Origin of the sequence: Perspicuibacillus lycopersici, assembly GCF_025660475.1 — a bacterium.
GTDB classification, from domain to species: domain Bacteria; phylum Bacillota; class Bacilli; order Bacillales; family Caldibacillaceae; genus Perspicuibacillus; species Perspicuibacillus lycopersici.
In genome coordinates this window covers 258,650-273,623 of sequence record NZ_JAOUSF010000005.1, presented here as the reverse complement: position 1 = coordinate 273,623, position 14,974 = coordinate 258,650, and the positions used below count along the sequence as shown (strand labels likewise).

15 protein-coding genes are annotated in these 14,974 nt (G+C 35.1%); 8 read left to right on the top strand and 7 right to left on the bottom strand.

The annotated features are described in order from the left end of the window. Nucleotides 1–50: 50 nt before the first annotated feature. From OEV98_RS15430 to OEV98_RS15420, 3 genes are all read left to right on the top strand, one after another. Entirely contained in the window at nt 51–659 is a 609-nt protein-coding gene (locus tag OEV98_RS15430; protein WP_263074255.1) for a CPBP family intramembrane glutamic endopeptidase, read from the top strand. 182 nt (nt 660–841) lie between these two features. Then, nucleotides 842–2,770 (top strand): DEAD/DEAH box helicase, encoded by a 1,929-nt coding sequence (locus tag OEV98_RS15425; RefSeq protein WP_263074254.1) that lies wholly within the window; start codon nt 842–844, stop codon nt 2,768–2,770. A gap of 390 nt (nt 2,771–3,160) precedes the next feature. Next, nucleotides 3,161–3,454, top strand: coding sequence for a CD3324 family protein (locus OEV98_RS15420; RefSeq protein ID WP_263074253.1), 294 nt, complete (start codon nt 3,161–3,163; stop codon nt 3,452–3,454). Between the two features lie 62 nt (nt 3,455–3,516). On the opposite strand, the gene OEV98_RS15415 is transcribed toward OEV98_RS15420, so the two are convergent. From OEV98_RS15415 to OEV98_RS15400, 4 genes are all read right to left on the bottom strand, one after another. Then, on the bottom strand, nt 3,517–4,632 hold the full coding sequence (locus OEV98_RS15415) for an ABC transporter permease (RefSeq protein ID WP_263074252.1): 1,116 nt from the start codon (nt 4,630–4,632) through the stop codon (nt 3,517–3,519). A 2-nt stretch (nt 4,633–4,634) separates the two neighbouring features. Beyond that, nucleotides 4,635–5,513 carry an ABC transporter ATP-binding protein gene (locus OEV98_RS15410; RefSeq protein WP_263074251.1) on the bottom strand — a complete coding sequence of 293 codons (879 nt, stop codon included), beginning with the start codon at nt 5,511–5,513 and terminating at the stop codon, nt 4,635–4,637. A 21-nt stretch (nt 5,514–5,534) separates the two neighbouring features. After that, complete coding sequence (locus tag OEV98_RS15405) at nt 5,535–6,791, bottom strand: ABC transporter permease (protein WP_263074250.1); 1,257 nt, start codon at nt 6,789–6,791, stop codon at nt 5,535–5,537. Between the two features lie 117 nt (nt 6,792–6,908). Then, nucleotides 6,909–7,229: a hypothetical protein gene (locus OEV98_RS15400; protein ID WP_263074249.1), complete on the bottom strand. Its 321-nt coding sequence runs from the start codon at nt 7,227–7,229 to the stop codon at nt 6,909–6,911. A 186-nt stretch (nt 7,230–7,415) separates the two neighbouring features. Between OEV98_RS15400 and OEV98_RS15395 the strand changes: the two genes are divergently transcribed. After that, nucleotides 7,416–7,925, top strand: coding sequence for a hypothetical protein (locus OEV98_RS15395; RefSeq protein WP_263074248.1), 510 nt, complete (start codon nt 7,416–7,418; stop codon nt 7,923–7,925). Between the two features lie 453 nt (nt 7,926–8,378). Here the strand turns inward: OEV98_RS15395 and OEV98_RS15390 are convergent, their stop codons facing one another. The 3 genes from OEV98_RS15390 to OEV98_RS15380 form a co-directional block, all read right to left on the bottom strand. Next, nucleotides 8,379–8,921 (bottom strand): HD domain-containing protein, encoded by a 543-nt coding sequence (locus OEV98_RS15390; RefSeq protein WP_263074247.1) that lies wholly within the window; start codon nt 8,919–8,921, stop codon nt 8,379–8,381. 262 nt (nt 8,922–9,183) lie between these two features. Then, a complete protein-coding gene (locus OEV98_RS15385; protein WP_263074246.1) occupies nt 9,184–9,612 on the bottom strand; it encodes a ribosomal maturation YjgA family protein in 429 nt (142 codons plus the stop codon). 87 nt (nt 9,613–9,699) lie between these two features. Next, the gene (locus OEV98_RS15380) at nt 9,700–11,052 is read right to left on the bottom strand and encodes an MFS transporter (protein ID WP_263074245.1); all 1,353 of its coding nucleotides are present in this window, start codon (nt 11,050–11,052) and stop codon (nt 9,700–9,702) included. Nucleotides 11,053–11,352: 300 nt separating this feature from the next. Between OEV98_RS15380 and OEV98_RS15375 the strand changes: the two genes are divergently transcribed. From OEV98_RS15375 to OEV98_RS15360, 4 genes are all read left to right on the top strand, one after another. Then, nucleotides 11,353–12,009 carry a GntR family transcriptional regulator gene (locus OEV98_RS15375; RefSeq protein WP_263074244.1) on the top strand — a complete coding sequence of 219 codons (657 nt, stop codon included), beginning with the start codon at nt 11,353–11,355 and terminating at the stop codon, nt 12,007–12,009. Nucleotides 12,010–12,203: 194 nt separating this feature from the next. Continuing rightward, entirely contained in the window at nt 12,204–13,292 is a 1,089-nt protein-coding gene (locus tag OEV98_RS15370) for an isocitrate/isopropylmalate dehydrogenase family protein (protein ID WP_263074243.1), read from the top strand. 130 nt (nt 13,293–13,422) lie between these two features. Continuing rightward, entirely contained in the window at nt 13,423–14,439 is a 1,017-nt protein-coding gene (locus OEV98_RS15365) for a tripartite tricarboxylate transporter substrate binding protein (protein WP_263074242.1), read from the top strand. 69 nt (nt 14,440–14,508) lie between these two features. Further along, nucleotides 14,509–14,970: a tripartite tricarboxylate transporter TctB family protein gene (locus OEV98_RS15360; protein WP_263074241.1), complete on the top strand. Its 462-nt coding sequence runs from the start codon at nt 14,509–14,511 to the stop codon at nt 14,968–14,970. Nucleotides 14,971–14,974 lie beyond the last annotated feature (4 nt).

Genomic DNA, 14,974 nt, shown 5'->3' with positions numbered 1-14,974 from the left:
ATATTACGTTTAAATCAAAATTTATTAAACATCTAGAAAGAAGGTATAATATGGAGTATTCAACGGACAACCTTAAAAATAAAAAGAAGGAAGTAAATCAAAAAGACGCTATTATTGTATTCTCCTCTTTTACATTTATATGTGTAGCCATCATTTTTTCCCTAATTGTCTACGATGTATTTACTATTCAAAACCTCCTATCATTTGGAAACCTGCAAGTATTATTCATTTACACGATTACAGCCTCCATCGGTTTACTTTTGTTTGGCATCATTTTATCACTTTATATTCCAGCTAAATTGATAGACGATACAAACAAAAGCTATCAAAGTTATTCATTGCTCCGGATGTTTATATTTTTGTTATTAGGTGCATTATTTGAAGAACTTTTGTTTAGAGGTATTATGCAAAATCTACTTTTCTTATTTTTCGATAATCAATGGATTTCAATAATAATCACGACTTTCTTGTTTGTAGCAATGCATACACAATATTTCAAAAAGCCTATTATGCTACTAAATATCACCATCCCTGGCTTGATATTTGGATGGATTTATTTTGAAACAAACAATATCGTAGTACCCATTGTTGTGCATTTTATCATGAACTTTGGGATAACGTTATTGTTTAAATATGATGTTATACGGATGAAGAGGTAATTTTCTGATTATATGATTGATAATTCTGTTTCTTAAATTATCATAAATGGTTATAAATTTTTGTTTGTAGGAAATATACATAGGAAAAACATTAAGAAATATAAAAGGTAAATATTAGTTATGTTATTCTTGTCGGAATTTGTAGTATAATGGTAAAAAATAGATAATTTTGGAGCGGTTAGATGGCATATACAGTACCTGAGGCAATACGAACGACAGCAACTACTGGCGAACGTTTGTTGTTTAAGACATTGAAGACATATTTACCTGATGACTATATTGTGTATTATGAGCCTGAAATTCGTGGGAAGAGACCAGATTTTGTTATTATTGGACCTGATTTAGGATTAGTTGTGCTAGAAGTTAAAGATTTTACAAAAAGCACTCTATTCCAGGTGAATCATGAGGAATGGCATATTATTTCCAAAAGTGGAGAGCAGACCATTACAAAGAGCCCGCTTAGACAGGCAAGAGATTATATGTTTCATATTGTAGATGTATTAAAAAAAGACAAAAATTTAATACAAGCAGAAGGAAAATATAAATGGTTTTTAAAATTCCCCTGTGGTCATGGTGTGGTGTTTACTCGTCTACAGTCCAAGGATATGCTCCAAGAAGGACTATATACTGTTATAGAACCAAATTATTGTTTGACAAGAGATGAGATTGACCCTGATAAAGAAAGTTTTTCCGAAGAAATACTAATGGAAAAAATACTAAATATGTTTACTATCCCATTCCGTTTAAAAGAACCATTGACAATGGAGGAAATCAATTCGATTCGTTATCATCTTTTTCCAGAGGTTCGCATAAGTGCGGAGTTTAAGGCACCAGTTCCATATCAAGATCAGCTGTTATTATCACTTCACGATATTAAAACAATGGACCTCTACCAAGAAAATTTAGCGAAACAAATAGGGGATAAGAATCGTTTAATTCGCGGTGTTGCAGGAAGTGGGAAAACATTAATTCTGGCAAGTCGTGCAAAAATGTTGGCGAAAGAGTACCCGAAGTGGAAAGTTTTAATTTTATGCTACAATATTTCCCTTGCGAACTCTATTCAGCAAATGATTACCCATATGTTAAATGAGCCAGAGGATTTATTTGATTTTGATTTTTCTGCAAGTAATGGATTGCAGCAAAAATCCAATGATAATATTATAGTCCGAAACTTTCATAGTTGGTTGAAACGAGATCTAAAATTGCATGAACAACAAATTCCAACTATCATTGAAAAACTTGAAAAAAATGAAGCAATCCTTCCAAAATATGATGCAATATTAATTGATGAAGGACAAGACTTCGAATCTGATTGGCTGAAACTCGTTAGCCTACTCATTAATCCCGATACACAATCCTTATTATTAGTAGAGGATCGTGCACAAACTATTTATAAAAGAAAACGTTCTTACGTTCAGGATACCGGGTTAAGTTTTCAGGGAAGATCAAAAATATTAGCGATAAATTATCGAAACACAGCACAAATTGTCAAATTTGCTTGGGAATTTTACCAAGCAAAATCTATGTTTCGAAAGAAGGTTGTAAATCGAGAATTAGAAGGAGAGATCATCGCTCCACAAAGTACGAAACGTAAGGGACCAGAGCCTGGAATTATTCGAACAGACAATTTCTTTAAAGAGATGAGTATTGTTGCTCACCAGATAAAAAGATTACATGACGAAAAGAAAGTACCACTACAAGAAGTTTTAATTCTTTATCGTGTAAAAAGAACCAATAAACTAGCAATTGTAGATATAATTAAACGTGCTTTGGAAAAAGAAAGCCTACCCTACTATTGGATCACAGAAAATGAGCAAACAAAACGTTCCTTTGAAAAAGAAGATGGTTGTGTAAAAATTAGTACTATTGATAGTAGTAAGGGATTAGATTACCAAGCAGTATTTATCGTCAATGTTGATAATATGCCATTTCCGCTAGAAGAAGATATTGAACGTGAAGTTTCCTTATTATATATTGGCATGACAAGAGCGAAGGAATATTTATGTTTATCCTATTCGGCTGAATCGGATTTTACGGCATACTTTGATAAAATTCTAGTAGAACGGAAGAAAATTGACATTCCCATGAGTAAAAAGGTGAATAATAAATAAGACAATCTAATAAGTAATTAAATGCATACATTTCCAAGGTGTTTTTATCTAAACATTTCGTATAAAACAACTATAACCATTCTTTCCCTTGTTTCTAATCGCTTAACATGAGTTAATATAAGTATCGGGCCGATGAAATCTTTTCGGAAAGGAGATGGTTAAAGTTGGTAATTATAGATGAGGTGATTTCCGCTTAGCCGGAAATCTTTAAGAAGGGGCCGTTTTCCAATGGCCTCTTTTTCCATATTTTTCGAATGACTTTACAAATACTTCAAAACAGAAGATAATAAATATGATAGAATTTTTTGAAAAATACGCAAGAAAGGAGCTGATTAAAAATGGATAATGCAATTCAAATTGCGCAGATTCATTTGAAGGAGGCTACAAAATTTGCAATACAAAAACGGAAAAGAGGTACTCCCAGACCGTTTGCTTGATGAAATTCAAAATTATATTCAAGGGGAACTCCTTTATATACCAAAGAAAGAACAGCGAGCAGGTTGGGGAGAAGTGAATGGTTCCCGCCATCAAATAGCTAGTAGAAATCGGGAAATTTATCAGCTATATGTGAACGGTTATACGATGGGACAGCTGGAACGAAAGTATAATTTAGCATTAGACTCCATAAGGAAAATTATCTATAAAATGCGAGAAAATGAAAAAATCAATAGACGGTCTATCTAGAGTAAGAAGCATTCTACCTATAGTGTTTAGGATAGAATGCTTTTATTTTGGAGAGGAACTTTTTATCCGAGTTTACTAAACTTAATTTTTTGCAAGGAAAGCAGATACATTAGGAGAGATAAAACAACACCGGCTGCAATTCCTTGATACCATAAGCTATTGTTTTGATCCAATATTCTGGACTCACCAAGTAAATATTGAAACGGGTTTAGCCAAAATAAAAACTTCCACGGAATGAAAGTAACAGCATATCCTGCAAATAAAGTACCACTTAAAGCAAATAAACTCCCTAAAGTATTTTTAAAGTATAAAGAATAGAACATACATACATTTACGACTACCAAAATAATAATGCTAACAATAATAAATGACTGAATTAAATAGTCCTTCATTGTTATAAACCGTATTTCCTGATTTTTTTCCAGTAATATGGGATATTGGAAGGTTCCTTTATCACCAAACAATAGCGGAAGAATAATAGCGGTACCATATAAAATAAAAATAATAAAAAGATAAACAAAGATTGAACTAATCCATTTGCTTGTAAAGATTGCGATTTTATTTAATGGTTGTGTATAAAGGAAATAAATGGACCGATTTTCGAATTCGGAGGATACGATATCACCGACAAAGAGTAATAGTAAACTAATCGCACCAAGATTAATAAAAAGATTGGTAACAATCATGAGAAAGTTTGGCAATGCCGTCGTATAGGTCGGATGCTCTGGTTTTATATTTTCTTGCAATAATTTTTGGTTTAATGCAATTGTCTTTTCTATTTCTTCAAAGGAAAGCGGATGGTCTCCTCCGGCATTTTTATATTCTGCAGCCATTTGGAAAAATTCATTTTCTAGCATCAATCTCGTTTGCCAATCATCAAGTGAACGAATCGACCGCAGCTCAAATAATGTTTCCAGCATTTGATCATTAATAGTTTTTAACTGCTGGAGTTCCTCATTATTCGGATCAACTTCTAGTGTCCGTTCTAACAGTCTTTTATTGGATTGATTTGTCAGAACATACGAATCTATTTTTTGTTGTTCTTCTTTTTCGATATAAGAGTCAAACAGCATATTCCGGAGAAATAATATAGCGATACCTGCAAAAAGAAATATTGTGAGATAGAGGAATTTCTTATCAAATATAATTTTTCTTAACTCAAAGACTAATAACTTCATGTTCATTTGGCTCCTTCAAATAACTCCTGGTATCTTCTCTCTGCGCCAATTTTTTGCTTATCAATATCGTAAATCTGGATATCATTTTGATTCATATAATCGATAAACGTTTGTAGATCGATTGTTGTCTCATCAAAGGAAATCTGATTTTCATTTATACTAGTAAAATCTATTTGTTTTTCTTCTAAAATTTTTTTTGCCTTTTTCCCATCCGTTACGCTTACGGTATAGCGCCGCATATTAAGGTCAAGAAGTGATTCCTTTAAAATCGCACCATCCTTCATAAAATAAACAGTATTTGTTAGGCGATCAATTTCATCTAAATTGTGGGAAGAAAGAAGAATGGTCGTTCCTTCGTTATATAGTTCTAGTAAAATATTACGCATTGTAATTGCACTTGTTGGATCTAATCCGTTTAACGGCTCGTCTAAAAGCAAAAGCTTTGGCTGATTAATAATCGCCATCGCGAGAAGTAAATGCTGCTTCATTCCAAGGGAATAATTTCGAACCCGTTTTTTTAAATAGCTTGACATTCCCACTCGCTCAGCTACATCGGTAATTCGAGCGGTAGATAAATGCTGCACATTACATATAAATTTTAAATGGTCATAGCCAGTCAAGTTTCCATATAATATTCGGTTGTCCTGTAAGAAGGATACTTCTTTAAAAAGGGATGGATCTGTATGCTTTTTTCCAACCAATTCTACAGTGCCCTCATGAAAGGAGAGCAAATTTGTCATGCAATTGAGTAATGTCGTTTTACCAGAACCATTTGGTCCAACTAAGGCAATAATATTTGGTTGTTCCACCTTAATATTTATTCCCTTTAAAACCCATTCCTTTTTATAACGCTTTTTTACATTTTGTATATGGATGATCATCGGAATCCCCCTTAAATGAACCTAATGAAGTAGTTTATTTTGCAAATGAAATAGGAAATAACTAAGAAAAAGCAGCGCAATAGTGGAAATACTTAATACAATGCATCCGGTACTCATCGAGAATGCAAAGTTTTTGACAGATGCAGCAAATGTGTTCGTAACAATGTCTGTAATCGAAAAGTAATGAAATGGAATATATGGAGAAAAAGAGGATAGAATCGTATCTTTACCCCATTGGATTCCAATGTAAAGGACGACGATAGTCAGACCAACTGCAGTTAATGTTCGTTTCGTTAAAATTGAGAAAAGAAATAATAAAGCGTAAGAGAATAATAGAACGAAAATAAACAAAACGCCAGATTGGAAAATAACCGTACTCATTTTCTGAAAAGTAAAGCTGAAATCTTCACCATAAATTAATACTGGATAGTAAAAATAGCCAAAACCATCAAATAAACTTCCGATTAATAAACAAAAGCCACTAATAAAGACAATAACGAAAAGAGAGAGGAATAAGACCGCTAATAATTTACCAATGAAAATTTTCAGTCTTGACAGTGGCTGTGTATGTAGAAAATGGATTGGTCCATTTTTTCCTAGTCCTTCCTTTGTCAAAATATCTCCGAAAAGAAATAGAAAAATAAGTGCTCCAAAGATGGTAAATAATAGGTTCAAAGTATGATGAAGGAAATATACGCCAGTGGAGGAATATTTTTCACTTTGCTTTTTAATGTACTCCTCGGCAATCGGATCACCAAAATCTAAATCGTACACTGTATACCATGAATAAAAATCAATTGGCAAAACAGGGGTGATATTATGGGAAAGCAGCCATTTGTTATACTCTAAACGACTTTCTAACGTGAAAAGGGTAGGAAAGGTAGAGGTATAATATTCATTGCCCGCTTTCATACGCTCTACTTCTGGTTCGTTGGATTCAATTTCCTGTTGTAATACTGCTTGCCAATCTTCTTCTTGATATGCCTTTAATAATATTTGATTTTTAGATAATAATTGTTCGGACACAGTTAAATCAAGCTGTAATTGGCTATTTCCCCCATCTTCGGAATTATTTATCGTCCTTTTCAATTCTTGGATTTGCTGTTCCTGCATATGAATCATGCTTTCCGTTTCGACAATCAATTTTTCCACAGGGACAGTTTGGTGATGCACAAACACATAATATCCAATCAAAAATACACAAAGAAAGGCAAGCATGACGAAAAAGAAGATAGATTTTATTATCTTTTTCATTTCAAATAACGTAATTGTAATCATTGTATTTCTCCATATAACATATTTTTAAAAATAAATGGTTTCCTTAGAGGAAGGGTATATACAAAATGGTAGATTGAGAATCCTTTTGAATAAGGATTCTCAATAGAAGTTGGCTGATTATTTAGTTTCTGGAGCTTTCGTCATAACACATGGACCTGAACAGCTGACAGTTCCAGAGTAGTAAGCAAGGATTTCTGAGCCTGTTGATTGCCAGGAGGTAAGCTTCAATGTGCCTGACCATCCACCTTGGTTATAGTAATAGGATGATGGTGGAACCACTACGCCAGTGTAAACTCTTAAGTAATTGGTAATTTGTTTGCTATAGGCAGCAATACTTTTAGAATCATTGGTGTTCCCAGCAGCAGATGTGTTGAGCGGAGATGCTATCATACAGAATGTAACAATAGCTGCTCCTAAAAATTTTAAGATTTTTTTCACAAAAATCCCTCCAAATTTTTTTATCATTTTCAGAGTATACATCGCTGATAAAAGTATATTTCTACAAATAATGTGCGATTCCTTCCAGTTATTCAAAAAAATATAATGTTTGATAAATTAAAATTAGAGTAAATATTTTGTTCAATTTTAATGTATGGTAAAATTTTGACAAAAAGGAGGGGTCAAGTGAAAAGGAAATTATTCATACTAATCGTTTTTCTTGTAATGGTTCTTATTGGATGTTCGGATAATGAAGTGGGAAAAAGGGAAGAGAATAAGAATAAAACAGAACAAAGTACTTCTACTACAAGACCCCCAGATTTACTTATATCTGTGGGAAATTTAACCGTTCCTACTAAGTTAACCTCTAATTGTTGGATGGAAAGTGATTGTTCGCTACAACCAAAAAATCTCGAAGAATTGTTAAAGAACGAACAAGAAATCAAGGCGGAAGCTGGGCGAAATTTCAGTTTTATTATAAGTGGCGGTTCAAACTACCCTAGAGACCAATTGGTTGAGCCTGATAGTATCGAGGTCACGAGACTGTTTAATAAGGAAGAAACAGAAGAGACAGTTACGAGTAAGCAGATAACCATTCCGACAGAAACAGGTACATATTTGTACCGTGTACATGCAAAATGGACTGGAGATATTCAAGGGGAAGCTTACTATGTATTTAAATTATTTGTCCGGTAGACAGTTACTCGGGAAATAAAATCAGAAAATTTAGGATAAAACAAATATACTCGTTCTTTCCCTTGTTTCTACATTATGGGTATGAGTTAATATAAGTATCGGGCCGATAAATCTTTTCGGAAAGGGGATGGTTCCGTTGGTAAAATTAGATAAGGTGATTTCCGCTTAGCTGGAAATCAAACATAGGAGGCCGCATCAGTGGCCTCCTTTTCATGTTTTGGCTCTTTTTTATAGAAAACAAACAGATGAATACGTGCCGATTGGCTACAGTTTGTACGCACCAAACGGACGCTGCCGCATTTTTTTGTCTAGCGGGAGCGTCCAGGGGCTAGCAAACTTCACCAACCCTCCGTACGATAAGTCAACATCCGCTCGAGCCTCGCTGTGTTTCCTTTATCTCCTGCGAGTTGGCTCCAGTTTGTACGCCCCTAGGCGGACGCTGCCGCTTTTCTGTCAGCTCACTGTTTTTTCTATTTGATTGGAAAGTTTGTAGTGGTTTATTCGTTGGTCTAGCGTTTGGATGCGGGCAAGAGCAGTTCCTCCATCAATTTTTCGGTAATGATGTTTACCACCAGGCAATTCATCGGCCTGATCTGCTTTTGCTACAACGTATTGAAGGGGGGAAAGTTTTAATTGACCATCTGGTAAATAGGAGTCGGTATGCAGTAATATGGCTAACGCGATTTCCTTTGCATTTTGAAGATCCTCGCCACAGCGAACGAGCAATTTATGCGCACGTGCAGCTCCTTTTATCGCATGAATGTCATTTTGTTTATATTCTTGATAGTCCCATTCACCATTAGATCGATACCAAGTATAATGACCGATATCATGCAAGAATCCTGCTTTTGCTGCTAAATCCGGATCAACCTTGTTTTGTACTGCGATTTCAAAAGCCTTTTCCGCAACTGCAATTGCATGCGCCATTCCGGAACGTCTTACATATTTTTGAACAATCGGATGATTGTATAATTTTTCTAACGACACATTTCTCATACTTTTTCCTCCTTTTTTCTATTTTTCTATTTTTCTATAACTCGTGAAAGTATATTGTTTTATAAAATATCACTTTTCCGGAAGAATTACAATAGTTTATTCACCTCAATTACAAAAATTGACCGAAAACAATTGGCAATTCCATTTACACTTTTTCTATTGACATATCAATACCTTTGAAGAGGTTAAGCTAGTGGGTATTCTCAAATCTTTAATAACCATTAGTTTAGGTGAAAATATAAAGGTAGAAATTGGAAACAGACTAATACGAAACACTTTTCCGTTTATCGAAAATATAATCCATCATAAAAGCACACATAATTCCAACCGTATATCGAAGTAAATCCACGAATAAAAAACCTTTCCCTAATATTAATCCACCAAGGGTAGCATTCCGAATCTGATTTATCCATTGTTCTTGATATAACTGACTAAACTCAATCCCAAAACTGAACAAAAAGCTAAAAAGAATCGAGAAAACTATTTTTTTCCGAATAAGGATCAATCGGAAGCCGTAATACACCATCATTGTCCATAGCATATCTCCAAGCTGTTCCGCTACAATTACTGGAAGCAGCTGACTATAGTTTCTAGACGCTAAACCAGCAATTATCGTTCCAATAATTGCTAGCAAATAGAGGACTCTTTTCTTTGTTAAATCATGATTTACCCTTATATTTTTCTTTTTCACAAAAATCACTCTTTACTCATGAAAGTTAGTAAAAATAGTATACAACATCCAAAATGGCCGAATCATTGATTACGACCATTTTGGTTTCTAAGAATTCGTGATGCGCTGTTTATCGGGAAGCTTCAAAGATAAAGCTAAAATTAATACGCAAAAAACAAAACATACAATGGCAACATTATGTAAATGTTGGACATCTAAATGACGGTTAAAAGCAATACCAAGTAAACTGGAAGATAAAATGGAACCAATATAACGACTTGTTTGAAATAAACCAGATGCGGATCCAGTTTCCTCTGGCTTGACATGTTCATACAATGCGGTTTGCATGGAAATATTATTAAATCCATTACTAATACCGAGCACAGACATGATGATTAAAAACCAAATTAATGGGGAACGATCATGCAGTGTTAATAATAGGGCAGTTCCGAATAATAATGTAGATGCTCCGATTACCAAAGGTAATTTTGATCCATTACGGTCGATTAGTCTCCCAGTGAAAGGGGCGACAATTACACCAAAACCGGCTAAAGCAAGCATAATCAACCCTGTATGTTTTTCACTATAATGCTGTACCTGTTGTAAAAAGGTAGGAAATCCAAAGAAATAACAATAAAAAACGAGGTTCATACAAATATATTGAATATAAATCGCTAATACATTTTTGTTTTTCTTCAATGATTGTAAATCAATAAATGGATCGACTTGCTTTTTCTCGAAAATGCCAAAAAGCATTGTCGTAAGCAGAAAGACTATTAGCGCAATCCAGCTAATCTTATTTTCAAGTGAAAGTAGGAACAATATTAAACTAATCATTAAAATGATAAAAAAGGTAATTCCGCCAAAGTCAATTTTCTGATGCTTCGCTGTTTCTGTTTGTTTATTAGGTAAAATAAAAATCGCCAATACGAAAGATAGAATAATAAAAGGAAAGTTCACCATAAAAATCGATGGCCAATCCCATGAATCAATTAAAAATCCACCAATGGAAGGACCGAATGCAGCAGAAGTGGAAGCAAATACGGATAATGCTGCGAGTGCTTTTCCTTGTCCTTTGGAAATACTCGTTCGAACGATACTCATCCCGCTTGGAAATAGAGTAGAGCTACCGATTGCCTGAAGGGCACGACAGCCTAATAAAAATAAAAAATTCGGGGAAAACGGTGCTACAACGGAAGCAACAGCCACTATACTGAGTCCGATTAAAAACAATCGCTTCGGACCAAACATATCCGTCAATTTACCCATAACTGGTTGAGCTGCTGCACTTGCTAAGTAAAAAATGGAAATTAACCAGGAAGCATCTGCAAACGTCAAGGCAAATTCATGCTGCATGCGGGTTAATGCAACTGAAATCATGGATGAATTGAGTGGGTTTAATAATGTACCGAGACCAATCGTAAGGACAAGCAGCCAAGGCTTTCGTAATTTTTCTGTCATCATCATCACCTAATTGTATAGTTTTCCTTACGTTAAAAAGAGAATACATATATAATATGTCAAAATTGGAGGAATCTAAAGAAATTTGCTTCAAAAAATATATATCCGTAATGCAATGGATGCTGTTAAATTTAATAACGATTAAAAGTTAATTTTTCATGTGTATTAATTGTACTCAAACTGGGAGTGCAAAAGAGTTGTATTTTTCTAATTTTTCATTTATTGTAATGGTATACCAATTTGGTATTTTTCATTTTTATTAATAGCGAAGACAATATATTTTGGTTTGGAGGGGAAGGCTTGAAGAAGGATTTTGTAGTGAATAAGTTACGGGAAGTGATAATAAGTGGGTACTTTCGTCCAGGGGAGAGCTTAAGTGAGCGGGAGATTGCTGAAATGCTTGGTGTAAGTCGAACGCCTGTGAGAGAAGCCTTTCAGCGCCTAAAGCTAGAAGGAATTGTAGCATACACACCAAAAAAAGGAATGATGATTCCAACGTTTGACACAGAACAATTGAAACAAATTTATAGTGTAAGAGAGCATATAGAGGGATGTGCTGCTAGATTGTTAGCAGAGAAAGCAGATAAACAGACGATTATAGCGGCGATGCGAGAAAACATCGAGCTTGCATCAACAGCGGATGACCCTAAAAAGCAAGCGGTTATTAATGGGAATTTTCATCAATTAATGGCAGAAGGTACAGAAAATCAGTATTTAATCAATATTTATCAAACGTTACGTTCCAATATTAGCCTCATACGTTCCACCTCTTTGTCCTATTCCAATCGAGTAAAAACCAATTTGAAAGAACATATCCATATTTGTGATGCGATTGAAAGTGGTGATGTTAATTTAGCAGAACAGGTAACTAGATCCCATATCCGAAATAGTATGACATCAGCATTTTCTTTATTAGAATTGGAGCGGCAAACGAACCAATTTAAATTGGAAAATTAATGAAAAAAAACCTTACACAAGTCGATGTAAGGTTTTTTTACGCAAATAAAAGAAAGATTTATATAAAAATTAAAATTCTAAATAATATAAAATTTATATTGCGTTTTTAAAATTGTTCGTGTATATTTTGATTATTGGTACACCGAATTGGTATACCATTTCACTTGAAATTATATGAAGGGGGAATGACGCACGTGACATACAAGCTGGGAATACTAAAAGGGGACGATATCGGTTTAGAAGTAGTACCTGTTGCTGTACAGGTAATGAAGGAAGCATTGGCAAAATTTCCAGAGGTTAAGGTAGAGTGGGTAGACCTACCGATCGGTTATACTTCTTATTTAGACACAGGAGAAACCTTTCCAGATGCCACCTTTAACAAACTAAAGGAGCTTACTGGCTGGATTTTAGGACCGATTGGACATATGGCATATCCTAAGAATGATCCAAAGGCGATTAATCCACATCCAATAATACGTAGAGTGTTTGATATGTACAGTAATATTCGACCAAGTCGCTCCTATCCGAATGTGAAGTCAGTACATAAGGATGTCGACTTAGTGGTTGTTCGAGAGAATAATGAAGGCTTCCAGCCAGACCGAAATATGTTTAAAGGGACTGGGGAGTTTATGCCTAATCCAGACCTTGCCATGTCTGTTCGTGTTATTTCTCGGAGAAATTCGATGGCAGTTGCAGAAACAGCTTTTCAATTAGCAATGGAGAGGAAAAAGAAGGTAACAGCAATTCATAAAAATACCGTATTTAAATTGGGTTGTGGCTTGTTTGTGGAATGCTGTCGCCAAGTGGCAGAAAGATACCCAGAGGTAGAATTTGATGAGTTAATTGTAGACTCGGCAGCAGCTGCTTTAGTAATGAAACCACAAAAGTACGATGTGTTAGTAACTACCAATATGTTTGGAGATATTTTGTCTGATCTAACTTCTGGTTTAGTTGGTGGATTAGGTATGGCACCTGGCTTATGCGTCGGTGGTGAGTATTCTATGGCACAGGCAACACATGGATCTGCTCCAGATATCGCGGGAAAACAAATAGCCAATCCATATGCAATGGTCATGTCTGGAAAGATGCTATTGGAATGGCTAGGGGTGAAACATAAGGATCCGGCATTATTGCAAGCTTCTAAATTAATTGAGGAATCAGTAGAACGGGTATTTGCAAAAGGTATTATGACTCGTGATTTAGGGGGAAATGCTTCAACAAATGAAATGGGAGAAGCTATTTGCAGAGAAATTAATGAACAATTTTCAGGAGTACAATCATAATGGTTTTTTTAATGAAGAACGCTTGGGGATGGCGGAATTTATGAGAGAAGACTCTAGCAAAAGAAAAATAAGATAATGCTAGTTCCATTAATTGTAAACGGTTTCACAATAGAGAGGGGAAATGTTTGGGATGAAAAAGTGGAGATTTTTACTAGTTATGTTCACAGTATTATTGCTACTTGGAGCTTGTGGATCCAATGCATCTACTGGAAATAATGCTGGGAGTGGGGATAAAAATTATCCGTCACAGCCATTAACCGTAGTGGTGCCTAACTCGGCTGGTGGGGGAAATGATACAGCCGCACGAATGATGTCTAAACTATTAAATGATTTGAAGCTCGTTGAACAACCATTTACGATCCAAAATAAACCAGGTGGAGGGCAGGCTGTTGGAATGGCTGAATTTGTTACAAAATATAAAGATGATTATGGCCTATATTTAGGGTCCCCACCAACAATTATTAATTACTTACGAAAAGAAGGGAACAGTCCGTATGGTCATAATGATGTAACACCGCTTGGATTACTATATAGTGATATCGCCATTCTAGCTGTAAAAGCAGACTCTAAATATAAAGACCTTGCCTCCTTTGTAGCGGATTTAAAGGCGAATCCAGAAGGTGTCTCCATAGTTGGTGGCTCTGGTCCAGGATCCCAGGATCATTTAGTCGTTATGTTGCTTGCTGATAAATTAGGAATTGATCCAAATAAAGTGAAATATGTAGGATACGATGGCAGTAGTGATGCACTCACTTCTATACTCGGGGACAATGGGGATGCATTAGCGACCGATTTATCTGGGATATCCGAATTTGTTAAATCAGGAGATGTAAGAATACTAGCAGTAGCATCTCCAGAAAGATTAGGTGGTGAGCTTGCCGACATTCCGACCTATCAAGAACAAGGAGTGGATTTAGTTTATTACAATTGGCGTGGCGTCTTTGGCCCAAAAAATATGAGTGAAAACGCAATTGCATTTTGGGATGAAAAGCTTAAAGAGTTAACAGAAACAGAAGAATTTCAAGCAGAGCTAGCTGCAAGTGGCTTCAAGCCAGGCTATATGAATAAAGAAGACTTTACACAGTATTTAAAAGAACAAGAGGATATGTTCACAGACATCTTGAAAAAATTAAATATGTTGAAATAGGGATATTTTTATTGGAAGGGAAAGGGGCTGTATCTTTTCCTTTCCCATTTCCATTAAGGAGGGGATATTGTGAATAAAACATTTGACCGCTACGCAGGAATTGTATTTCTAGCAATTGGTGCATTTTTTATCATTGAAAGTCACCGAATCTCAGCAAATGCTTATGGAAGCTCCGTTGGTCCAAATGTATTTCCGTTCGGATTAGGTATTTTGCTAGGCTTGCTAAGTATTCGATTAATCTATGAAACATTTAAATATCAGCAAACAGAGAATCAAAAGGAAAAATTAGATTATAAACGTTTTGCGATTATTCTCGTAGCTTCTGTTTTATATGCACTTTTGTTGGAGGATGCAGGATATGTCGTTACTACATTTTTGTTTTTACTTATTGGATTCCAGACGATGCAGCGAGGAAAAATTTTTGTAACTTTGATTATTTCATTGTCCTTTTCAGTCGGTGTATTTCTTCTCTTTGATAAATTACTGAATGTTCCATTACCTTCATCAGCAAGCTGGCTAGGGATTTTGTAGGAGG

What these genes read in the sequence shown, in the direction of transcription:
- OEV98_RS15430 (WP_263074255.1), top strand. Translation starts at nt 51, where the DNA reads ATGGAGTATTCAACGGACAACCTTAAAAATAAAAAGAAGGAAGTAAAT.
- OEV98_RS15425 (WP_263074254.1), top strand. Translation starts at nt 842, where the DNA reads ATGGCATATACAGTACCTGAGGCAATACGAACGACAGCAACTACTGGC.
- OEV98_RS15415 (WP_263074252.1), bottom strand. Translation starts at nt 4,632, where the DNA reads ATGAAGTTATTAGTCTTTGAGTTAAGAAAAATTATATTTGATAAGAAA.
- OEV98_RS15410 (WP_263074251.1), bottom strand. Translation starts at nt 5,513, where the DNA reads ATGATCATCCATATACAAAATGTAAAAAAGCGTTATAAAAAGGAATGG.
- OEV98_RS15405 (WP_263074250.1), bottom strand. Translation starts at nt 6,791, where the DNA reads ATGATTACAATTACGTTATTTGAAATGAAAAAGATAATAAAATCTATC.
- OEV98_RS15390 (WP_263074247.1), bottom strand. Translation starts at nt 8,921, where the DNA reads ATGAGAAATGTGTCGTTAGAAAAATTATACAATCATCCGATTGTTCAA.
- OEV98_RS15380 (WP_263074245.1), bottom strand. Translation starts at nt 11,052, where the DNA reads ATGACAGAAAAATTACGAAAGCCTTGGCTGCTTGTCCTTACGATTGGT.
- OEV98_RS15365 (WP_263074242.1), top strand. Translation starts at nt 13,423, where the DNA reads ATGAAAAAGTGGAGATTTTTACTAGTTATGTTCACAGTATTATTGCTA.